Raw genomic sequence first — 19,903 nt, forward strand, 5'->3', positions numbered from 1 at the left:
AGGAAACCATGAAGGACACTGGAAAGAACTCTGGACAGTCTCGCCTCATTACCCGTCGCCAGACGCTTCAGGGCGCCGGCGTGCTGGGCCTCGGCCTTGCGCTGTCGGGCCTCGCGGCTCCGGCCATCCGGGCGCAGGGGCGCAAGGAAATCCGCTTCCTGAACTGCGAGACGGGCAAGGACACGCTCGCCTTCTTCGACAGGATCGCGAAAGAGTACCAGGAGAAGACCGGCATCGAGGTGCGGGTGGATTCCGTGCCGCTCGGCGAGGCCTTCACCAAGATCACCAACGGCATCCGCAGCGGCACGCCCTATGACGTCGCGAATGTCGGCTTCATCGGCCATGTGCTGCTGCTGGCCGACCAGGGGCAGATCGTGCCGCTGAACGAGCTGACCGACCCGTACGAGTGGGGCAACAACATCCTCTTCCCGATGGATGACAAGGTCTACTGGTACCCGTTCGACTACAATCTCTCGGTGATCTACTACCGCAAGGATCTGTACGAGAAGCTGGGCCTGTCGCTGCCCGACACCTGGGACCAGTTCGTCTCCAACTGCCAGGCCACCATCGAGGGCCGCCGCAAGGGCTGCATCTTCCCGATCGGCTCGAACGGCGCCACCAACTGGATGTCGGTCGCCTTCATGTGGGCGGAAGGTGTGAAGCTCTTCGACGACCAGTGGAACGTGACGCTGGACGCCGAAGGCATGAAGTCGAAGGCGGCGGCCTATCTCGACTTCATGGAGAAGCTCTACCCGACCATGCCCCCTGGAGCGATCCAGGCCGACTACGCGACTGTTCTGTCCAACGTCGTCGGCGGCACCGTGGCGCACGGTCCCTATGCCGGCCGCGTGCTGGAAGCGGCGGAGCGCGACAACCCGCAAGTGGCGGAAAACCTCGGCATCATGCCGTACATGGACAGCGCCGGCAAAAACAAGGCGGTCAGCCACGGCTATGACGGCTGGGTGGTGCTGAAGACCGACAACACCGGCCCGGCTATGGAGTTCATGCGCTGGATGACGACCGACCGTCTGGTCGACTTCCTGCACACCGCGCCGGTGCACTTCCAGCCGGCCCGCCTCGACATCTACGACAACGACCAGTGGCGCTCGAACCCCCTGATCACGAAGTATGGCGAGCAGATCGAGACCATGCGCAAGATGGTCACCGACGACGACATGCTGGTGACCTCGATCGACACGCAGGGCCCGGCCCCGGACATCCGCCCGGGCAAGGTCTTCGAGGGCTTCGTCATGCCGGAGATGCTGCAGGACAAGCTGATCAAGGGCATGTCCTCCACCGAGGCGGTGGAAAAGGCTGCGGCCCGCATGCGCGAGCTGATCAAGTAGGGCGATCCCGACGCCGACAGGTCCGCGGACGGTCCCATGCGCCGTCCGCGCATCGACAGGCCCGCAGGCGGTGCAAGACCCGCCTGCGGGCTCCCCGACCGGACAAAGGGTGCCAAGAATGACCCGCTGGATGCTGCCCGCCTTCCTTGCCGTGGGCGTGCTCGTGACACTGCTGCTGATCGTCGGCCCGGCCGTTTATGCCGTGTCGCTCAGCTTCTTCGACTTGCCGTCCCTGACCTCCGACCCGGTCTGGGTCGGCCTTGCGAAATACCAGGCGGTGCTGGCGAGCGCGGAGTTCTGGCGCGCGCTGTGGAACGGCATCGTCTATGCGGGCCTTGCCATCGTGCTGCAGGTGGTGCTGGGCATCGGCTTCGCGCTGATCCTGCACCAGCCCTTCCGCGGCCGGGCGCTGGTGCGCGGGCTCGCGTTCCTGCCCTATCTCCTGCCGACCGTGATCGCGGTGCTGACCTTCAAGTGGATGGTCGACGGGTCGCTCGGCATCGTCACCATCCTGATGGACGAGTGGGGCCTGCCGCCGATCTACTGGTTCGAGACCGAGCAGGCGGCGATGATCTCGGTGATCCTGGTCTCGGTGTGGCTGTGGACGCCATTCGTCACCACCACGTTCCTGGCCGGCCTGCAGACCGTGCCGACCCAGCTCTACGAGGCCGCGCGCGTCGACGGCGCCGGGCCGATCCGCCGCTTCTTCCACATCACCCTGCCGATGCTGCGGCCGATCCTGACCGTCATCATCCTGCTGCGCGGGGTGTGGATGTTCAACAAGTTCGACGTGATCTGGCTGACCACCGGCGGCGGTCCCGTCGGGGCGACGGAACACCTGCCGATCCTCTCCTACCGCACGGCCTTCACGCTCTACGACATCGGCACGGGCGCGGCGATTGCCACGATCTCCTTCCTGTTCCTGTCGCTGGCCGTCTTCCTGTATTTCCGCGTGTTCCCGATGGAGGACGACGCATGACACACGCAATCCGGCGGCCGGCAGCGCGTGTCGGCCTGTATTTCGCCGCCTTCGCCATCGCGCTCTACAGCGCTTTCCCGATCTACTGGATGGTGTCGTCGTCGCTGCGTCCGACGCAGGAGCTGCTGCTCAATCCCTCGCTGATCCCCAGCGAGCTGACGCTGCAATATTATTACAGCCTGCTGGCCCAGACCGACTATCCGCGGCAGTTTCTGAACAGCCTGATCGTCGCCATCGCCACGGTGGCGCTAACCATGGTCCTGTCGGTGATGATCGCCTATGGCGTCACCCGCCAGCGGATCCGCGGCAAGAAGGCGATCATCGCCGGCATGCTCTATGCCTACATGTTCCCGCCGCTGCTGCTGGCGATCCCGCTCTATGCGATGTTCACCAAAATCGGTCTCAACGACACGCTGTTCTCGCTGGTGATCTCGCATCTGACCATGACCATGCCGCTCGGCGTCTGGTTCCTGTGGGGCTTCTTCAAGGCGATGCCCTTCGAGCTGGAAGAGGCGGCGATGGTCGATGGCTGCACCCGGCTCGGCGCCTTCCTGCGGGTGGTGCTGCCGCTCTCCGTGCCGGGACTGGTGACGGTGGCGATCTTCGCCTTCCTGCTGTCCTGGACGGACTACACCTTCGCGCTGGTGATGATCGGCTCCGACGTCAACAAGACCGTGCCGCTCGGTCTTGCCTCGATGATCGGCGCGTTCGACCTGCGCTGGGGCGACGTGATGGCCGGCTCGACGCTGATCGCCCTGCCGCTCTTCGTCGCCTTCATCCTGCTCTCCCGTTATTTCGTGCAAGGCCTGACGGCCGGCGCGGTGAAAGGATAATCGAAGATGGCCCTGCGCATTCTCGGCGCGCCCCAGCGCTACGTCCAGGGACCCGGTGCTATCGATACGCTGGCCGAGGAGGTCGAGCGGCTCGGCGGCGGACCGGTGGCGGTCGTCATCGACCCGGTCGCCCGCGAGCTGCTGGGCGAGAGGATCGCCCGGGCCCTGCCGGATGCAAGGCTGCTCGCCTTCGGCGGCGAATGCACGGGCGCCGAGATAGAGGCGCGCGCGGCCGAGACCGGCGAGGCGCGGCTCATCCTCGGCATCGGCGGCGGCAAGGCCATCGACACGGCCAAGGGCGCGGCGATCCTGCGGAACTTGCCGGTCGGCATCGTCCCGACGATTGCCTCCAACGACAGCCCGACCAGCCATATCGCCGTGGTCTATACCGCCGACCATGCGGTCGAGGGCGTGCGTCACATGCGGGCCAATCCCTCGCTGGTTCTCGTCGACACGGCGGTGATCGCCTCCGCGCCGCGCCGCTTTCTGGCCGCCGGCATCGGCGATGCCATGTCCAAGCCCTACGAGCTCGCCGGGGCCCTTTCCGGGGGCGGCCTCAACTTCTTCGGCGGCACGCCGACCGAACTGACCAAGGCCATCGTCGGCCGGGCGCGGGAGATCCTGCTCGCTGATGGCGAGGCAGCGATGGCGGCGCGCGAGCCGGACGCCGCCTTCGAGCGGGTGGTGGAGGCGTCGATCCTTCTCAGCGGTCTGGCCTTCGAAAGCGGCGGCCTGTCCATCGCCCATTCCATGGTGCGCGGGTTTTCGGTGATGCCGCAGCTCGCCCGCCTGTTGCACGGGGAAATGGTGGCGCTGGGCACGCTGACCCAGCTGGCAGCGGGCCAGGGCAGCGCGGAGGAGATCGCCGAACTCGCCGGCTTCTTCCGCCGGATCAACCTGCCAGTGTCCTTTGCCGCCTTCGGATTGAGCGAAGAGGCCGACTTCCGGCGGATGGCGGAGGTGTCGCTGACGGCGCCTTACGCGGGCAATTACATGCGCCGGCTGGGGCCGGACGATCTGGTCGAGGCCATGCGCAGCCTCGACAGGATGTGAGGCGAATGGCGCAGCTTCGGGACGGGATCATGCGCAAGGCCATCGTGACGGGCGGGGGCACCGGGATCGGGCGGGCAACGGCCGAATATCTGGCGCAGCGCGGCTGGCAGGTGACGGCGGCCGGGCTGGAGCGCGACGCGGACCTTCCCTCCGACATCGCCTTTGCCGACTGCGATATCACCGATGCGGGCGCGCGGGCCGCGCTGTTCTCGCGGGTCGGCGAGCTGCACGGCCTCGTCAACTGTGCCGGCGTCATCCGCTTCGACGACGAGTGGACCGAGGACGGGTTTCGCAAGGTGATGGAGATCAATGTCGGCGGCAGTTTCGCCGTCGCCAATGCTGCCCTGCCGGCGCTGGAACGGGCCGGCGGCGCGGTGGTCAACATCGCCTCCATGTGGAGCTGGTTCGGCAATTCGGCCGCCCCCGCCTATTCGGCGAGCAAGGGGGCGGTGTCCTCCATGACCCGCTCGCTGGCGGTTGCCTGGGGCGGGCGCGGGGTCCGCGTCAACGCGGTCGCGCCCGGTTGGGTCGACACCCGGCTGTCCGCACGGGCCAAGGCCGATCCGGTGCGCGGCCCGCGCATCGCCGCCCGCATACCGCTCCAGCGCTGGGCGGACCCGGCCGAGATCGCGGCGGTGATCGCCTTCCTGCTGTCGCCGGAGGCATCCTACGTGCACGGCGCCATCATTCCGGTCGATGGCGGCTATCTCGCCGCCTGAGCCCCGTATCCGGACGCCGGATCAGAAGATCAGCTTCAGGATGGCGATCACGACCACGAGGCCGACCAGGAAGATGAAGCCGATGGTACCGCCGATGAACTTGAGCATGATGCGTCTCCTTGTTTCGGAAGGGTAACGCGCAAGAGGCCGATCGGTTCGAACCCTTGCGGGATCGGCGGGCCGATTCGATGGCCTGAAGCCTTGGGCGGGCGTTCCCCGGCTTCCGTTTTCATCAAGCTTTCGGGTGGAAGAGGGCCCCGGCCGCGAGGCCGGTGTCGTCGCCCGTCGCCGCTCGGATTCGGGCGAGGTGCCGTGCCGGCAATCGGCCTGAATTGATTCATGTTTTTGAATCAAGGCGATGGCCGAAAACCGCCTGTCGGCCTGCAGACTCATGTTGCGTTTGTTCTTATTTTGTTCTTTCATTCGGGCATGCAATACACGTTGCCGCTCGTTGCCGATACCCGCCTTGCGCGGGTCCACGGACTGTTGCTTGCCCGGTTCGGTCCGGTGCCGGAGTGCTACCGGCTCGACCCGGTGAGCCAGCTCGTTTTCGCAATGCTGAGCGGCCGGACACGGGATGCGGTCGCCATGGAGGTCTTTGCAGCGCTGGCCCGCAGGATGGGCGCATGGGAGCGGCTGGCGGAAACGGCGGCGAGCGAGCTGCAAGGCATCATCGCCGCAGTGACCTTCGCCGAGCGCAAGGCGCGGCAGATCCCGGCGGCCCTGCGCGAGATCGCGGCCCGGCGCGGGCGGCTGGATCTGGAGTTTCTTGCCCGATGGCCGGTGGACGAGGGGCGGGTCTGGCTGGAGAGCCTGACCGGCGTCGGTCCCAAGACCAGCATGGCGGTGCTCGGCCTCAGCACCTTGCATCGCCGGGTGCTGATGGTCGACACGGCCCATAACCGGGTCGCCTGCCGGCTGGGCCTCGTGCCGGCACGGGCCGACATCGCCCGTGCCACGCGGCTGCTCAACCGGCAGCTGCCCGCCGCATGGACGGCCAATGACACGGAAACACACCATTTCCTGATGCAGGGGCTGGGCCGCAGCCATTGCGTCTACAGGCAGCCGCTTTGTCCCGATTGCCCGTTGTGCCGCCTCTGCCGGTCGGTGCCGGAGGGGCGAGCATGAGGGACGGCGAGACGCTGGCGGCGCTGCGCGCCCGCATCAAGGCAGGCGGGCTGGACGAGGGGGCGGCCTGGCCGGCGGTCGGGCTGGATGCAGGGGCGGACGCGCAAGGGGAAGTGCTGCCCGGCGGGCTGGCGAGCGGGGCGCTGCACGAGCTGCAGCCGGCGACGCCGGCCGATATCGGCGCGGCGACCGGGTTTGCGCTGGGGCTGGCCTCGCGGCTGCTGGCGCAGCGCCCGGGCCCGCTGCTGTGGGGGCTGCCGTCGACGCGGGGCTGGCGCGAAGGGCAGCTCTACCCGGTCGGGCTTGCCGCTTTCGGCATCGATCCGGACCGGGTGGTCCAGGTCGAGGTGAAGAAGACCGCCGACCTCCTGTGGAGCCTGGAGGAGGCGCTGGACCACCCTTCGCTTGCCGTCGTCGTCGGCCTGCTGCCCGAAGGCGACCGGCTCTACGACTTCACGGCAAGCCGAAGGCTGGCGATGCGTGCCGCCCGCCACGGGGCGACGGTGCTGCTGCTGGGGGCGGCGCCGGTCTTCGACATGGCAACGGCCGCCTCCACCCGCTGGTCGCTGGCGGCGCTGGCCAGCCGGCCGGTGCCCCATGTCGGTCAGGCGGTGCCCGGCCTCGGCCCGCCGCGCTGGCAGGCCCGGCTGGTGAAATCGCGCAAGGGTCTCCTGGATGCCTGGGATCTCGAGTGGAACCATGAAACGCTGTCTTTCCGTCTGGCTGCCCCGCTGGCCGACAGAGCGCCGCTCCGCCGGACCGGCACTCTCGCGCGGCGGCCGACTGCCGCCTGACGAGGCTGGTCCTCTCGTGCTCTCCGCGCTGGAGCAGAACGGGGCAAGGGTCAGTGCGGTCAACGCGCCTGCCGCCGCACTCGGCCTGAGGCCCGGCATGCCGCTGGCCGATGCGCGGGCGATCCATCCCCCGCTCGGTGTCGCGCCGGCGGACCCGGACGGCGATGCGCAAGGACTGCGCCGGCTCGCCCTGTGGTGCCAGCGCTACAGCCCGCTCACCCGCATCGATGCGCCGGACGGGGTGTCCATCGACATTGCCGGCTGCGCCCATCTGTTCGGCGGCGAAGAGGCGCTGATGACGGATCTTGCTGACCGGCTGCACGGCTTCGGTCTGACCGCACGGTTGGCCCTTGCGCCGACGCTCGGGGCGGCCTGGGCGCTCGCCCGCTATGGCGACACGCAGATGGTACAGGTGGCGCCGGGCGAGGTGGGCGAGGTGCTGGCGCCGCTGCCCGTTGCGGCCCTGCGCATCGAGGCGGAAACGGTGCGCGCGCTGGAGCGGCTCGGCCTCGACCGGATCGGCCTTCTCGTCGGCAAGCCGCGCGCGCCGCTCGCCGGCCGCTTCGGCCCACTGCTGGTGCTGCGGCTCGACCAGGCGCTGGGGCGCGAGGGCGAGCGGTTCGACCCTGTGGAGGCTGCGCCCGTCTACCGGATCGCCCGCAATTTCGCCGAGCCGGTGTCGACGCTGGAGGCCATCGGCGAGGTGGCCGCGCGGCTGACCGGGGAGCTTGCCGGGATGCTGCAGGGCCTCGGCAAGGCGGCGCGGCGGCTGGAACTGGCGCTTTTTCGCGTCGACGGCTGGCGCGAGGCGCTGGAGCTGCGCATCACCCGGCCGAGCAACGATGCCGCGCACCTTTTGCGCCTGCTTGGCGAGCGGCTCGACCGGCTGCGAGACCATGCCGGCTTCGGTTTCGAGGCTGCGGTGCTTTCCGCCTTCGAGGTGGAGCGCGCCGAGGCGGTGCAGGCGGCACTGTCGGGACGCGGGCACGCCCAGCCGCCGCTGGACGATCTCGACCGGCTTCTCGACCGGCTGGTCAACCGCTTCGGGCCCGAGCGCGTCTGCCGCTTCGTACCGCGCGAAAGCCACGTGCCGGAGCGCTCCTGCCATCCGGTCTCGGCGCTTGCGCAGGTGGCCCGCCACGACTGGACCGCCCATGGCCGGGCTCTGCACGGCGGCACCGCGCTTGCCCGCCCGCCGCTGCTGTTCGCCCGGCCCGAGCCGGTGGAGGTGCTGGTGGAAATGCCGGACAAGCCGCCGGCGCGCTTCGAGTGGCGGCGCACCGCGCACCGCATCGTGCGCGCGGAAGGGCCGGAGCGGATCGCGCCCGAATGGTGGGCCGGCGGCGAGGCCAACCGTCTGACGCGCGACTATTACCGCGTCGAGGACACGGAAGGGCGGCGTTTCTGGCTGTTCCGCGAAGGCCTCTATGATCGGCCCGGCGACACGGTGCGCTGGTTCGTCCACGGGCTGTTCGCATGACGGCAGCCTTCGCGGAACTGGTGGCGACCAGCAATTTCAGCTTCCTGCGCGGCGCCTCCCATGCGGCGGAGCTGGTGGAAACGGCCGCTCGGCTCGGCCTTGCCGCCATCGGCATCGCCGACCGCAACACGCTGGCCGGCGTCGTGCGGGCGCATGTGGCCGCGCGCGAGCATGACGTGCGCCTGATCGTCGGGGCGCGGCTGGTGCTGCGCGACGGGTTGGAACTGGTCGTCCATCCGCAGGACCGGGAGGCCTATGGCCGGCTGAGCCGCCTGCTCACCCTTGGCAACCGGCGGGCGCCGAAAGGGGAATGTCATCTCGATTTCGCCGACCTCGGCGCGCTCGGCGAGGGTCAGCAGCTCATCGCCCTGCCGCCGCGCTGGCCCGATGCGGACTTTGCCGCACGTCTTGCGGAGCTGGGGCGCCGGTTCCCCGATGCCGTTTCGCTGACCCTGTCGCCGGCCCATCGCGGCGACGACCGGGCTCGTTTCGACCGGCTGGCGGAGCTGGCCGAGGCCTGTCGCACGCCGCTGATCGCCACCAACGATGTGCTCTACCATGTGCCCGAGCGCCGCCCCTTGCAGGATGTGCTCACCTGCATCCGCGAGCACGTCACCATCGATGCGGCCGGCTTCCTGCTGGAGCCGAATGCGGAGCGGCATCTGAAACCGCCGCAGGAAATGGCGCGGCTCCTGTCGGGACACGAGCAGGCGCTGGCGCGCAGTCTTGAGGTCGCCGCGCGCTGTCGGTTCAACCTCGACGAACTGAAGCCGGAGTATCCGGTCGAGCCGGCGGGCGAGAGCGCGACGCCGCAGGAGGAGCTGGAGCGGCTGGCCTGGCTTGGTGCCGACAACCGCTTCCCGCAAGGCATCCCGGATAAGGTGCATGCGAACATCGCGCGCGAGCTGCGGCTGATCGGTGAGCTCGGCTACGCGTCCTATTTCCTCACCGTCTACGACATCGTCCGCTTCGCCCGCAGCCAGGATCCGCCGATTCTCTGCCAGGGGCGCGGGTCCTCGGCCAATTCCGTCGTCTGCTATTGCCTCGGCATCACCTCGGTCAATCCGACCGAGATCGACCTGTTGTTCGAACGCTTCGTATCGGCGGCGCGGAACGAGCCGCCGGACATCGACGTCGATTTCGAGCACGAGCGGCGCGAGGAGGTGATCCAGTACATCTACGCCCGCTATGGCCGCGAACGCGCCGGGCTTGCCGCGACGGTGATCCGCTATCGCGCCCGCAGCGCCGTCAACGACGTCGGCAAGGCGATGGGCCTGTCGACCGACGTGGTCGGCGCCATGTCCGGCCTGATCTGGGGCTGGTCCGGCAGCGCGCCGGCGGAAAGCGAAATCCGCCAGGCCGGACTCGATGCGCGCGATCCCCGCCTGATGCAGACGATCCGGCTGGTCCGCCAGCTGATCGACTTCCCCCGCCACCTGTCGCAGCATGTCGGCGGGTTCGTCATCACCCGCGAACGTCTCGACGAGGTGGTCCCCATCGCCAATGCGGCGATGGAGGACCGCACCGTAGTGGAATGGGACAAGGACGATCTCGATGCGCTCGGCATCCTCAAGGTCGATGTGCTGGCGCTCGGCATGCTGACCTGCCTGCGCAAATGCTTCGACCTGCTGCGCGGCCATTACGGGCGCGACATGGGGCTGGCCAGCGTGCCGCGCGACGATCCGGCGACCTATGCGATGATCCGGAAGGCCGACACGGTCGGCGTCTTCCAGATCGAGAGCCGGGCGCAGATGTCGATGTTGCCGCGCCTCAGGCCTGCAAACTTCTACGATCTCGTCGTGCAGATCGCCATCGTCCGGCCCGGCCCGATCCAGGGCAACATGGTCAATCCCTACCTGCAGCGGCGCAAGCACCCGGAGCTGGTCGACTATCCCTCGCCCGAGCTTGCCGCGGTGCTGGAAAAGACGCTGGGCGTGCCGCTGTTCCAGGAGCAGGCGATGAAGATCGCCATCGTCGGCGCCGGGTTTTCGCCGGACGAGGCGGACCGGTTGCGCCGGGCGATGGCCTCCTTCCGCAACATCGGCACGATCGAGCAGTTCCGCGAAAAGTTCATCGCGGGAATGATCGCGAACAGGTACCAGCCGGACTTCGCCGACCGCTGCTTCGAGCAGATCAAGGGCTTCAGCGACTACGGGTTTCCCGAGAGCCATTCGGCAAGCTTCGCCCTGCTTGCCTATGCCTCTTCCTGGCTCAAGTGCCACTATCCGGAGGTCTTCGCCTGCGCGCTGCTGAACTCGCAGCCGATGGGCTTCTATTCCTCGGCCTCCATCGTCCGGGACCTGCGCGCCCATGGGGGCCGCGTGCTGCCGGTGGATGTCAATCACAGCGACTGGGACCACACGCTGACGGAGGAAGAGCTTCCAGCCCGCAAGACGGGGGCTGAGGGCGGCAATGCCTTCGCCCTGCGGCTCGGCCTGCGCCAGGTCGACGGTTTGAGCGAGGAGGCGGGGCAGGCGCTGGTTGCCGCCCGCGGCATGGGCTTTGCGGATCTGGCCGACCTGCATGGCCGCGTCGGCCTCGACAGCCGGGCGCTGGTGGCGCTTGCAAATGCCGATGCCTTCCGCTCGCTCGGCCTCGACCGGCGGCAGGCCCTGTGGGAGATCAAGGGACTGGCCGGCCGGCTCGGCCGCGCTGCCCGTCAGGACGACCTGCCGCTGTTCGGCGGCCGAAAGGGGCTGGCCGTTCTTGTCGCGAGGGAAGAGCAGGTGGAGCTACCGCCGATGCGGCCGGGCGAGCATGTTGTGGAGGACTACGCTAGCCTGCACCTGTCGCTGAAGGCGCATCCCTTCGCCTTCCTGCGCGGGCAGCTCGAGGCCCGCCGCAGCTTGCGCGCGGCCGATCTGGAGGCGCAGGGCAACGGCCGGTTCGTGCGGGTCGCCGGCCTCGTTCTGGTGCGCCAGCGGCCGCAGACGGCCAAGAGCGTCACTTTCCTGACGCTGGAGGACGAGACGGGCATCGCCAATATCGTGGTCTGGAGCCGGATCTTCGAGCGCAGCCGCCGGATCGTCATGGGCGCGCGTGCCGTCATGGTGGATGGCGCGATCCAGAAGGAGGACGGCGTCATCCATGTGGTGGCGCGGCAGCTCACCGACATCACGCCAGATCTGATGGCCTCGCTTTCGAAAGAACCGCCGCAGGAGGGACCGAAACTTTCGGGAGCGAGCCTGTGGCGGCATCCGCGCGACACGAGGGTGCTGCCGAAGGGGCGGAACTTCCACTGACGGCGGCAGGGGCTGGTGCTCCGGCTCAGGCGGCGGAACGTCGGAGCGTATAATGCGCGATGCCGTGCTCGCCCGCAGCGACAGTGACATTGCCGAGCCCGCAGGCAGGAAGGTCGAGGCCTTGCAGCAGGTTTTCGCCCTTGCCGAACACCGCAGGGACGACCGCAAGGTGCATTTCGTCGATGAGGCCGGCCTCGAGATATTGGCGCAAGGTCGAAACGCCGCCGCCGATGCGCACGTCGCGGTCGCCGGCCGCAGCCCTTGCCCGGTCGAGCGCGGCATGGATGCCATCGGTGACGAAATGGAACACCGTCCCGCCCTCCATCTCGAAGCTGGCGCGAGGATGGCGGGTCAGGACGAAGACGTCGCAGTGAAAGGGCGGAGTATCGCCCCACCACCCCTTCCAGCCGTCGTCCGGCCAGCGACCGCGCACGGGGCCGAACATGTTCCGGCCCATGATCCAGGCGCCGACATTCTCGAAGCTGCGGGCGATGAAACTCTCGTTGATGCCGGGAGTGCCGCCGTCTTCGCCCAGCACGCGGCGGCGGAAGCTCGGCGTGTCGAACACCCACTCGCGCAGGGCCTCGGTGCCGACGCCCATCGGCTCTTCCGATCCCTGATCGGGGCCGGCACCGTAGCCGTCGAGCGACAGGCTGAAACAGTCAACGCGAAGCTTGGGCATGGCATCTCCCGAACTGATTGCAAATTGAAACTGGTTGTTTTGTGCCATGGCCGATCCTACTTTGCAACCGGTTTTGACGAGGGGCGCATGCAGGGAATCGAGCGACGGTCGGGCTGCCCGATCAATCTGGCGATGGAAGTGCTGGGCGACCGCTGGAGCCTGGTCGTCATCCGCGACATGATGTTCGGCAATCGCCGGCATTTCCGCGAGCTGCTGACCCGGTCGGAAGAAGGCATCGCCTCCAACATCCTGGCCGCCCGGCTGAAGCGCCTGGTCGCGCTGGGCCTGGTCACGCGGTGCGAGGACCCCAGCCACAGCCAGAAGGCGATCTACAGCCTGGCCGAGCCGGCGATCCAGCTGGTGCCGGTGCTGGCGACGCTCGGTGCCTGGGGGCGCCGGCATTTGCCGGTGAGCGAGGAGTTGTCGATCCGCGCGCAGCTTCTGGAGGAAGGCGGCGAACCGATGTGGAACGCCTTCATGGACGACCTGCGCCGACTGCATGTGGAAGATCCCGTGGCCGGTGCGAGCGGAGCCATCGCCTCGCCGGTTCTGGGCGATCTCACGCGGGCTTACGAGGCTGTGCGGGCGCGCAGCGCGCCCGCCGGGTAGGGCTGCCTTCCGGTCGTCTCGTTCCCTGCCATCGGCCGCAAGCTCACCGCTGCGGCATTGTCTCTGCCCAGCACCGCAGCCAGAAACCATTTAGCCCGGACCTCCTGACATAGACGTTCTTGACAACGTTATCATTCGAGTGCTAGTGCCAATGATAACGTTGTCATGGCGCGATCATGACTTCCGGTATGACGTCGGTGCGAACCGGCGCCGGATCGTGGGATCGGTGGCCGGAGGGCATGGCCGCACAGCGATCGGCAGTGCCGGTTGCAGGCGGCAATCGGGTTTGGGAGAGGCGGCAAGGGCCGCGCGAGGGACGGAACGATGCGGGAAGACGGGATCCAAACGGCAAGCGCTGCGCAGGACATCGGCCTGTCGCCGGAGCGCGGAGAGCTCGCCCTGCCGGTCCTGACCATGGACGAGGCCGCCTTCGACGCGAATGTCGAGGCGATGTTCGATTATGTCGCCAAGGCCGGCGTCTCCATCGCCCCTCACGCCAAGACCCCGATGTCTCCCGAACTGTCCCGCCGTCTGCTGGGTCGCGGCGCCTGGGGTCTTTCCGTCGCCAACCTGCAGCAGGCCCGCGTGTTCCTCGAGAACGGCGCTCGCCGCCTGCTCGTCGCCAACCAGATCGGCGGCCGCCGCTCGGCCGAGCGGTTCGCCGCGCTCCTGCAGCGCTTTCGCGATGCGACGCTCGTCTTCTTCGCCGATGCGCCCGAGAGCCTCGAGGTGATCGATCATGTGGGTCGCACTGCCGGCCGCACCGTGCCGGTGCTGGTGGAAGTGGGGGCGGGCCGCGCCGGCGCGCGCAGTCTCGACGCCGCCTGCGCCGTGATTGATGCCGCGTCCCGCCTGTCCCATGTCGAGCTTGCCGGCGTTGCCGCCTATGAGGGGGCTGCCGCAACCGCCGATCCGCGGGAGACGGTCAAGGCGATCTCTGCGCTGAACGCGCTGGCCGGCGAGGTGCATGCGCTGCTGCGTGCCGCCGCGCCGGAGCGCGCGCTGATCCTCAGCGCCGGCGGGTCCTCCTTCTTCGATCTCGTCGTCGGCGATCTCAAGCCGCTGGCGACCCGCGACGGCAACACGGAACTGGTGCTGCGCAGCGGCGCGATCTTCTTTCACGACCACGGCGTCTACGAGCGCTCGCTCGCGGCGATGGATGCGCGCGGCGGATTTGCGGCTGTGACGGGCGTTGCCGCGCTCGACGCCTTCCGCCCGGCGCTGACCGTGTGGGCCGAGGTGCTGTCGCGGCCCGAGCCGGGGCTTGCGATCTGCGGCATGGGCATGCGCGACGTGTCCTACGACCAGGATCTGCCGGTGCCGCTTGCGGCCTGGCGCGAGGGAGTGCAAACAGCAAGCCGCGATGCCCTCGGGTCGGTGGTGAAGCTCAATGACCAGCACGCCTTCCTGAGGCTGCCGGAGGGCAGCGGGCTTGGCGTCGGCGACATCGTCGCCTTCGGCATTTCGCATCCCTGCACCTGTCTCGACCGCTGGCGCGTGATCCTCGGGCGCGGCGCGGACGGGCGCATTGCCGCCGCCTATCCCACCCACTTCAGCTAAGTCGCCGGAAGGCTCATGGTTCAGCTCAACTTCAACCAGCTCTGGCGCTATCAGGACGAGTTCCTGCACGGCGTGTCGCTGATCCTGCTGCTCACCCTCGTGGCGACGGTGGCGGGCCTGGCGATCGGCCTTGTCTGCGCCTCCGCCGCCGGCAGCCGCTTCGCCGCCCTCCGCCTGCTCGTGCGCAGCTATGTGGAAGTGATCCGCAACACCCCGGCGCTGATCCAGCTGTTCCTGATCTTCTTCGTGCTGCCCTATGCGGGTCTGCGCCTGCCGCCGATCTATGCCGCGGCCACGGCGCTCTCGATCTACATGGGCGCCTATGCGACGGAGATCATCCGCGGCGGCCTCGCCTCGATCCCGCGCAGCCAGATCGAGGCCGGCCAGTGCCTCGGGCTGACCCGCTGGCAGGTCTTCCGCCATGTGATCCTGCCGCCGGCGCTGCGCAACATCTATCCCTCGATCACCAGCCAGATCGTGCTGCTGTTGCTCGGCACTTCGCTCGCCTCGCAGGTTTCCGCGTCGGAACTGTTCCACGCCGCCGCCTTCGTCGAGAGCCGCACGTTCCGCAGCTTCGAGGTCTATGCGGTCGTCTGCGCGATCTACTTCACCCTGGTCCTGGCATTCCGGCTGGCCTTCGCAGGCATCGGTCGGATCGCCTTCCGCTGGCCGACCGGTCGATAGGAGGCGGGACGATGCGCGGTTTCACGATCTCCGACTTCCTCACCATGCTGGCCGCCGTGCAGTGGACGGCGACGCTGGTGGTCCTGGCACTCGCCTTCGGCGCGCCGCTGGCCTTGCTGCTCGCCCGCATGTGCACCGGGCGCAGCTGGATCGCGCGGCTCGTCGCCACCGGCATCTTGCAGCTCGTGCAGGGCGTGCCGGTGCTCGGCCTGCTGATGTTCTTCTATTTCGGCATGCCGGTCTTCCTCGGCATCCAGGTCCCGGCGCTGGTCTCGGTCGGTGCGGCCTTCACCATCTTCACCGCCGCCTTCCTTGGTGAGATCTGGCGCGGCGGCATCCAGGCGGTGCATGTGGCGCAGGCAGAGGCGGCAGCCTGTCTCGGCCTGACCCGCTGGCAGACCTTCCGCTACGTGGTTGCGCCGCAGGCCTTCCGCATCGCGCTGCCCGCGACGGTCGGTTTCCTGGTGCAGCTCATCAAGAACACGTCGCTCGCCTCGGTGGTCGGCTTCGTCGAGCTGGCCCGTGCCGGACAGCTCGCCAGCGCGGCGACGTTCCAGCCGCTTCTTTCCTATGCCTGCGTGGCGGCGATCTATTTCGCCCTGTGCTTCCCGCTCACGCTCTGGTCCCGTTCCCTGGAGGACAAGCTCAATGGCGCTCGTTGAGATCAGCAACGTCCACAAGTCCTTCGGCGAGGTGGAGGTCCTGCGCGGCATCGACCTGACCGTCGAGAAGGGCGAGATCGTCACCATCATCGGCCGCAGCGGCTCCGGCAAGTCGACGCTCCTGCGCTGCATCAACGGCCTGGAGCAGATCAACGGCGGCGAGATCAAGGTGGCCGGCGAACTGGTCCACTCCCGCTCCACCGACCTTCGCAAGCTGCGCGAGCATGTCGGCATCGTTTTCCAGCAGTTCAACCTGTTTCCGCACATGACGGTGGAGCGCAACATCACCCTGGCGCCGGTACTGACCGGAAAGATCGCCAAGGGCGATGCGGCGCGCGAGCTGGCGCGCAAGGTCCTGGCCCAGGTCGGACTGGAAGAGAAGATCGACGCCTATCCCGGCCAGCTCTCCGGTGGCCAGCAGCAGCGCGTGGCCATCGCCCGGTGCCTCGCCATGTCGCCCTACCTGATGCTGTTCGACGAGGTCACCTCGGCGCTCGACCCGGAACTGGTCGGCGAAGTGCTGAAGGTGATGGAAGACCTCGCCACCCAGGGCATGACGATGATCCTCGTCACCCACGAGATGAACTTCGCGCGCAACGTCGCCTCGAAGCTCGTCTTCATGCATGCGGGCATGGTCCACGAAGAAGGCCGGCCCGCAGATCTGTTCGCCAACCCCGCAACGCCGGAACTGGCGAATTTCATAAGCTCGGTCCGCTGACGGCCGGCTTCTTCCAAAGGAAAGGGGAACCCCGATGAATTTCTTCAGGACGGCTCTTGCCGCGGCTGCCATCGCCGCCGTTTCGCTCACCTCCGGCACGGCTTTCGCCGACAAGCTGCAGGACATCCTCAACGCAGGCAAGGTGCGCATCGGCGTGCTTGCGGATTCCGCCCCCTGGGGCTTCCGCGACGGCGAGGGCAAGCTCACGGGCTTCGACGTTGAGCTGGCGAACCTCGTTGCCGCCGATCTGGGCGTTGATCTGGAGATCGTCGAAGTGACCGGCGCTGCCCGCCTGCCGAGCCTCCTGTCCGACCAGATCGACGTGCTCGTCGCCGCCGCCGGCGCGACGCCTGAGCGCGCGCAGCAGGTCATGTTCACCTCGCCCTATGTCGCCGTGCAGCTCGGCGTCTACGGCAAGGCCGGCAGCCCCGCCTATTTGACCCCGGCCGAGCTGTCCGGCAAGTCGATCGCGGTTGCCCGCGGCACCACGCTCGACGTCTGGCTGACCGACAACGTGCCGGATGCCAACCTCGTGCGCTTCGAGGATGCGGCCAGCGCGCTTGCCGCCTTCTTCGCCGGCCAGACCGAGTACTTCGCCGAGAACAGCGCCATCGCGCTCAATGCGTCCGGCTCGGCCGATGTGGAGCTGAAGTTCCTGATCCGTCAGTCGCCGGCCCACGCCGCCGTCCGTCACGGCGAGCACAACCTGCTGCAGTGGCTGAACACGGACCTGTTCTTCAACCGCATGAACGGCAAGCTCGAGGCTCTGCAGGTCAAGTGGTTCAAGGAAGCGACGCCGCTTCCCAACATGTGAGTTCCTCCCGGACGGGCGGGATCGCGTCCCCTGTGGCGTGGTCTCGTCCGTCCGGGCGTTCCAGCGTTTTCGACAGTCACGGAGTAAAGTCGATGATCAAGCGTTTCCAGGTTGGCCCGCGGATGTCCCAGGCTGTCGTCTCGGGCGGTCATGTCCATATCGCCGGCCAGGTGGCCGACAACCGCAAGGGCAGCCTCGAGGAGCAGACCCGCGAGGTCCTGGCCAAGATCGACGCGCTTCTGGCGGAAGCCGGCAGCGACCGTTCGCGCCTCGTCGCGGTGACCGTCCTGCTGCCGCACATCATCGACTTCGATGCGATGAACGCCGTCTACGACGCCTGGATCGATCCGGCCAACCCGCCGGCGCGCGCCTGCTACGAGGCGCGTCTTGCCGATCCGGACCTTCGCGTCGAGATGACCGCGATCGCCGCTCTCTGATCTTCCTCTTTCAGGCCGGGCGACCATGCATACTGGTGTTTTCCACGATCTCGACCTGACGGCGCAGGGCCGGCGGCTTGCCCGCCTGTCCGTGCCCTTTTCGATCGACCGCTCGCCCTACTTCCAGGCGAAGATCCCCGTCGTGCGTCTGCGCAACGGCGAGGGGCCGCGCATCCTGCTGATGGCCGGCAATCACGGCGACGAATACGAGGGCGAAATCCTGCTTGCGCGCCTTGCGCGCGAGCTGACGTCCGAGCGCATGCGCGGCGAGGTGACGATCATCCCCTTCGCCAATGCGCCCGCCGTCATGGCGGCGCGGCGGCGCTCGCCGCTCGACGAGGGCAACCTCAACCGCGCCTTCCCCGGCGACCCGCTGGGCACGCCGACGGCCCGCATCGCGCATTTTCTCGAGCACGAGCTGTTCCCCGTCCATGACGTGGTCTTCGACCTGCATTCGGGCGGCACCTCGATGGAGCACCTGCACTGCGCGCTGATCGAGCGGCAGGGTCCGCCGGAACGCTTCGCGGAGGCCATGCGGCTGATGCGGGCGACCGGGCTCCCCTACGGCTTCGTCGCGGAGAACGGCGCGGCAGCCCCCACTTCCATGGCGGCGGCCGCGCGCGCCGGGGCCATCGGCCTCAGCGGCGAGTTCGGCGGCGGCGGCACGGTCACGACCGACTCCATGCAGGCGACGGCCTGTGCCATCGACAACGTCCTGATCGAGCTGGGCGTCATCGAGGCGCCCTTGCTGTCCCGTAAGCCCTTGGTGCGCAAGGAAATGACGGTGCTGGCCCTTGAAAGCCACGCACAGGCGATCTATGCGGTTCGGCGGGGCTGGTTCGAGCCTGCGGTGGCGCTGGGTGACAGGGTCGAGGCCGGCGATCTGGCCGGCTGGTATCATGATTTCGAACGGCTGGACCTGCCGGAGGAGGAGCTGCGCTTCGCCCGGTCGGGTATCGTTCTGTCGCGCCGGTTGCATTGCGACAGCCAGGCCGGCGATTGTCTCGTGCAGGCGGCGCGTCCCCTGCGGGAGGACGAAATGACCTGAACGCGCGGGAGAGCGGGGCAGCATGGCGAAAGCGACCGACCTGACGGCACATACCCATGATGCCGTGCTGCGCCTTTCGCCCGACAGGCCGGAAGGCGCTGCCGCCCGCCCGGCGCGCCCGCCGCGCATCGAGGACGTCGCCCGCCAGGCCGGCGTGTCGCCGATCACCGTGTCCCGCGCCCTGCGCACGCCCGACATGGTCTCGCCGAAGACCCGCGACCGCATCCTGCAGGTGGTCGAGGCCACTGGCTACTGGTCCAACCCGCATGCCTCGGCGCTGCGCTCGGGCCGCTCCAGCATCGTTGCGGCCTTCGTGTCGAACCTGCTCAGCCAGCAATACAGCCAGGCGGTGCTGGCCTGCGCCCGGGTGGTGGAGCAGCACGGCTACCAGCTGATGGTCGGGCAGACCTCCTATTCCTATTCGCGGGAACTCAGCGCAATCCAGTCGCTGCGCTCGCTGCGGCCCGCTGCGGTCTTCTTCACCGGCGTCATCGAGCTGGAGGAAAACCGCGACCTGTTGCGCGAGCTCGATATTCCCATCGTCGAAAGCTGGGCCTACCCGCCGGATCCGCTCGACATGCTGGTCGGCTTTTCCAACACCGATGCCGGCCGGCTGGCGGCGAGCCATCTGGTCGGGCGCGGCTATCGGCGCCTTGCCTTCATGGGCCGCAGCGGCGGCCGCGGCGCGTTGCGCCTCGCCGGCTTTGCCGAGCGCGCGGCGGAGCTGGGCGCGGAGATCGTCGAGACGATCCGGGTGGAGCAGGTGGACAGCGTCATCGACGGGCGCCGGGCCTACCGGACCCTGCTGGAGGGCGGGCGCAGCTTCGATGCGATCTTCTGCGCCAACGACCTTCTCGGCCTCGGCACGCTGCTGGAAGCGCGGCAACAGGGACGGCGCATTCCCGACGAGCTTGCCCTGCTGACCTTCGGCGACAACGATCTCGCCGGCGAGTTGTCGCCGCGCCTGTCGACCATCTCCTTCGACAGCAACGCGATGGGCACCCGCGCGGGCGAGATGATCGTCGACCGGCTGGATCCGCGCAGCGATGGCACGCTCGCCTCCAGCCTGTGCCTCGATCTGGAGCTCATTCCCGGCGAGACGACCTGACCGGAAG

20 protein-coding genes are annotated in these 19,903 nt (G+C 68.2%); 18 read left to right on the plus strand and 2 right to left on the minus strand.

Annotated features, from left to right (window positions below; translation table 11 throughout):
• Nucleotides 1-8: 8 nt before the first annotated feature.
• The 5 genes from BBX35_RS17875 (at nt 9) to BBX35_RS17895 (ending at nt 4,930) form a co-directional block, all read left to right on the plus strand.
• Nucleotides 9-1,346, plus strand: a complete 1,338-nt coding sequence (locus BBX35_RS17875) for an ABC transporter substrate-binding protein (protein WP_067222966.1) — start codon at nt 9-11, stop codon at nt 1,344-1,346.
• A 118-nt stretch (nt 1,347-1,464) separates the two neighbouring features.
• Complete coding sequence (locus tag BBX35_RS17880; protein ID WP_067222969.1) at nt 1,465-2,325, plus strand: carbohydrate ABC transporter permease; 861 nt, start codon at nt 1,465-1,467, stop codon at nt 2,323-2,325.
• Nucleotides 2,322-3,158: a carbohydrate ABC transporter permease gene (locus BBX35_RS17885; protein WP_067222971.1), complete on the plus strand. Its 837-nt coding sequence runs from the start codon at nt 2,322-2,324 to the stop codon at nt 3,156-3,158. Before BBX35_RS17880 ends, BBX35_RS17885 begins: the two co-directional genes overlap by 4 nt.
• Before the next feature lie 6 nt (nt 3,159-3,164).
• Entirely contained in the window at nt 3,165-4,211 is a 1,047-nt protein-coding gene (locus BBX35_RS17890; RefSeq protein ID WP_067222974.1) for a glycerol dehydrogenase, read from the plus strand.
• A gap of 5 nt (nt 4,212-4,216) precedes the next feature.
• On the plus strand, nt 4,217-4,930 hold the full coding sequence (locus BBX35_RS17895) for an SDR family NAD(P)-dependent oxidoreductase (RefSeq protein WP_088946120.1): 714 nt from the start codon (nt 4,217-4,219) through the stop codon (nt 4,928-4,930).
• A 21-nt stretch (nt 4,931-4,951) separates the two neighbouring features.
• Here BBX35_RS17895 and BBX35_RS23710 read toward each other — a convergent pair whose 3' ends face one another.
• Nucleotides 4,952-5,410, minus strand: a complete 459-nt coding sequence (locus BBX35_RS23710; protein ID WP_171901486.1) for a small membrane protein YohP — start codon at nt 5,408-5,410, stop codon at nt 4,952-4,954.
• A 6-nt stretch (nt 5,411-5,416) separates the two neighbouring features.
• Here BBX35_RS23710 and BBX35_RS17900 point away from each other — a divergent pair, with 6 nt between their 5' ends.
• Genes BBX35_RS17900 through BBX35_RS17915 form a run of 4 tightly spaced genes read left to right on the plus strand, consistent with a single transcriptional unit; the run spans nt 5,417 to nt 11,574 of the window.
• Nucleotides 5,417-6,058, plus strand: a complete 642-nt coding sequence (locus tag BBX35_RS17900) for an endonuclease III domain-containing protein (protein WP_171901487.1) — start codon at nt 5,417-5,419, stop codon at nt 6,056-6,058.
• Nucleotides 6,055-6,852 carry an ImuA family protein gene (locus BBX35_RS17905; protein WP_083206415.1) on the plus strand — a complete coding sequence of 266 codons (798 nt, stop codon included), beginning with the start codon at nt 6,055-6,057 and terminating at the stop codon, nt 6,850-6,852. Before BBX35_RS17900 ends, BBX35_RS17905 begins: the two co-directional genes overlap by 4 nt.
• Entirely contained in the window at nt 6,758-8,332 is a 1,575-nt protein-coding gene (locus BBX35_RS17910) for a Y-family DNA polymerase (protein WP_067222977.1), read from the plus strand. The genes BBX35_RS17905 and BBX35_RS17910 overlap by 95 nt, the downstream gene beginning before the upstream one ends.
• Nucleotides 8,329-11,574 (plus strand): error-prone DNA polymerase, encoded by a 3,246-nt coding sequence (locus tag BBX35_RS17915; RefSeq protein WP_067222979.1) that lies wholly within the window; start codon nt 8,329-8,331, stop codon nt 11,572-11,574. Before BBX35_RS17910 ends, BBX35_RS17915 begins: the two co-directional genes overlap by 4 nt.
• Before the next feature lie 25 nt (nt 11,575-11,599).
• On the opposite strand, the gene BBX35_RS17920 is transcribed toward BBX35_RS17915, so the two are convergent.
• Nucleotides 11,600-12,256: a dihydrofolate reductase family protein gene (locus BBX35_RS17920; RefSeq protein WP_067222981.1), complete on the minus strand. Its 657-nt coding sequence runs from the start codon at nt 12,254-12,256 to the stop codon at nt 11,600-11,602.
• 87 nt (nt 12,257-12,343) lie between these two features.
• Here BBX35_RS17920 and BBX35_RS17925 point away from each other — a divergent pair, with 87 nt between their 5' ends.
• The 9 genes from BBX35_RS17925 (at nt 12,344) to BBX35_RS17965 (ending at nt 19,896) form a co-directional block, all read left to right on the plus strand.
• Nucleotides 12,344-12,865, plus strand: coding sequence for a winged helix-turn-helix transcriptional regulator (locus tag BBX35_RS17925; RefSeq protein ID WP_067222983.1), 522 nt, complete (start codon nt 12,344-12,346; stop codon nt 12,863-12,865).
• A 324-nt stretch (nt 12,866-13,189) separates the two neighbouring features.
• A complete protein-coding gene (locus tag BBX35_RS17930) occupies nt 13,190-14,425 on the plus strand; it encodes an alanine racemase (RefSeq protein ID WP_067222985.1) in 1,236 nt (411 codons plus the stop codon).
• Nucleotides 14,426-14,440: 15 nt separating this feature from the next.
• Nucleotides 14,441-15,109: an amino acid ABC transporter permease gene (locus BBX35_RS17935; protein ID WP_067222987.1), complete on the plus strand. Its 669-nt coding sequence runs from the start codon at nt 14,441-14,443 to the stop codon at nt 15,107-15,109.
• A gap of 11 nt (nt 15,110-15,120) precedes the next feature.
• A complete protein-coding gene (locus tag BBX35_RS17940; RefSeq protein WP_067222989.1) occupies nt 15,121-15,771 on the plus strand; it encodes an amino acid ABC transporter permease in 651 nt (216 codons plus the stop codon).
• A complete protein-coding gene (locus tag BBX35_RS17945; protein WP_067222992.1) occupies nt 15,758-16,489 on the plus strand; it encodes an amino acid ABC transporter ATP-binding protein in 732 nt (243 codons plus the stop codon). Before BBX35_RS17940 ends, BBX35_RS17945 begins: the two co-directional genes overlap by 14 nt.
• 34 nt (nt 16,490-16,523) lie before the next feature.
• Nucleotides 16,524-17,303, plus strand: a complete 780-nt coding sequence (locus tag BBX35_RS17950) for a transporter substrate-binding domain-containing protein (RefSeq protein ID WP_067222994.1) — start codon at nt 16,524-16,526, stop codon at nt 17,301-17,303.
• 92 nt (nt 17,304-17,395) lie between these two features.
• Nucleotides 17,396-17,740, plus strand: a complete 345-nt coding sequence (locus tag BBX35_RS17955; protein WP_067222996.1) for a RidA family protein — start codon at nt 17,396-17,398, stop codon at nt 17,738-17,740.
• 25 nt (nt 17,741-17,765) lie between these two features.
• Nucleotides 17,766-18,788: a M14 family metallopeptidase gene (locus tag BBX35_RS17960; protein ID WP_067222999.1), complete on the plus strand. Its 1,023-nt coding sequence runs from the start codon at nt 17,766-17,768 to the stop codon at nt 18,786-18,788.
• A 22-nt stretch (nt 18,789-18,810) separates the two neighbouring features.
• Complete coding sequence (locus tag BBX35_RS17965; protein ID WP_067223000.1) at nt 18,811-19,896, plus strand: LacI family DNA-binding transcriptional regulator; 1,086 nt, start codon at nt 18,811-18,813, stop codon at nt 19,894-19,896.
• Nucleotides 19,897-19,903: the final 7 nt, after the last annotated feature.

Source organism: Stappia indica, from assembly GCF_001696535.1.
GTDB classification, from domain to species: domain Bacteria; phylum Pseudomonadota; class Alphaproteobacteria; order Rhizobiales; family Stappiaceae; genus Stappia; species Stappia indica.

Bases quoted from the DNA above. Each gene is read 5' to 3' on its own strand.
- BBX35_RS17890 (WP_067222974.1), top strand. From the start codon at position 3,165: ATGGCCCTGCGCATTCTCGGCGCGCCCCAGCGCTACGTCCAGGGACCC.
- BBX35_RS17925 (WP_067222983.1), top strand. From the start codon at position 12,344: ATGCAGGGAATCGAGCGACGGTCGGGCTGCCCGATCAATCTGGCGATG.
- BBX35_RS17905 (WP_083206415.1), top strand. From the start codon at position 6,055: ATGAGGGACGGCGAGACGCTGGCGGCGCTGCGCGCCCGCATCAAGGCA.
- BBX35_RS17880 (WP_067222969.1), top strand. From the start codon at position 1,465: ATGACCCGCTGGATGCTGCCCGCCTTCCTTGCCGTGGGCGTGCTCGTG.
- BBX35_RS17885 (WP_067222971.1), top strand. From the start codon at position 2,322: ATGACACACGCAATCCGGCGGCCGGCAGCGCGTGTCGGCCTGTATTTC.
- BBX35_RS17895 (WP_088946120.1), top strand. From the start codon at position 4,217: ATGGCGCAGCTTCGGGACGGGATCATGCGCAAGGCCATCGTGACGGGC.
- BBX35_RS17910 (WP_067222977.1), top strand. From the start codon at position 6,758: ATGAAACGCTGTCTTTCCGTCTGGCTGCCCCGCTGGCCGACAGAGCGC.
- BBX35_RS17930 (WP_067222985.1), top strand. From the start codon at position 13,190: ATGCGGGAAGACGGGATCCAAACGGCAAGCGCTGCGCAGGACATCGGC.
- BBX35_RS17940 (WP_067222989.1), top strand. From the start codon at position 15,121: ATGCGCGGTTTCACGATCTCCGACTTCCTCACCATGCTGGCCGCCGTG.
- BBX35_RS17945 (WP_067222992.1), top strand. From the start codon at position 15,758: ATGGCGCTCGTTGAGATCAGCAACGTCCACAAGTCCTTCGGCGAGGTG.
- BBX35_RS17965 (WP_067223000.1), top strand. From the start codon at position 18,811: ATGGCGAAAGCGACCGACCTGACGGCACATACCCATGATGCCGTGCTG.
- BBX35_RS17920 (WP_067222981.1), bottom strand. From the start codon at position 12,256: ATGCCCAAGCTTCGCGTTGACTGTTTCAGCCTGTCGCTCGACGGCTAC.
- BBX35_RS17960 (WP_067222999.1), top strand. From the start codon at position 17,766: ATGCATACTGGTGTTTTCCACGATCTCGACCTGACGGCGCAGGGCCGG.
- BBX35_RS17935 (WP_067222987.1), top strand. From the start codon at position 14,441: ATGGTTCAGCTCAACTTCAACCAGCTCTGGCGCTATCAGGACGAGTTC.
- BBX35_RS17955 (WP_067222996.1), top strand. From the start codon at position 17,396: ATGATCAAGCGTTTCCAGGTTGGCCCGCGGATGTCCCAGGCTGTCGTC.
- BBX35_RS17950 (WP_067222994.1), top strand. From the start codon at position 16,524: ATGAATTTCTTCAGGACGGCTCTTGCCGCGGCTGCCATCGCCGCCGTT.
- BBX35_RS17875 (WP_067222966.1), top strand. From the start codon at position 9: ATGAAGGACACTGGAAAGAACTCTGGACAGTCTCGCCTCATTACCCGT.
- BBX35_RS17915 (WP_067222979.1), top strand. From the start codon at position 8,329: ATGACGGCAGCCTTCGCGGAACTGGTGGCGACCAGCAATTTCAGCTTC.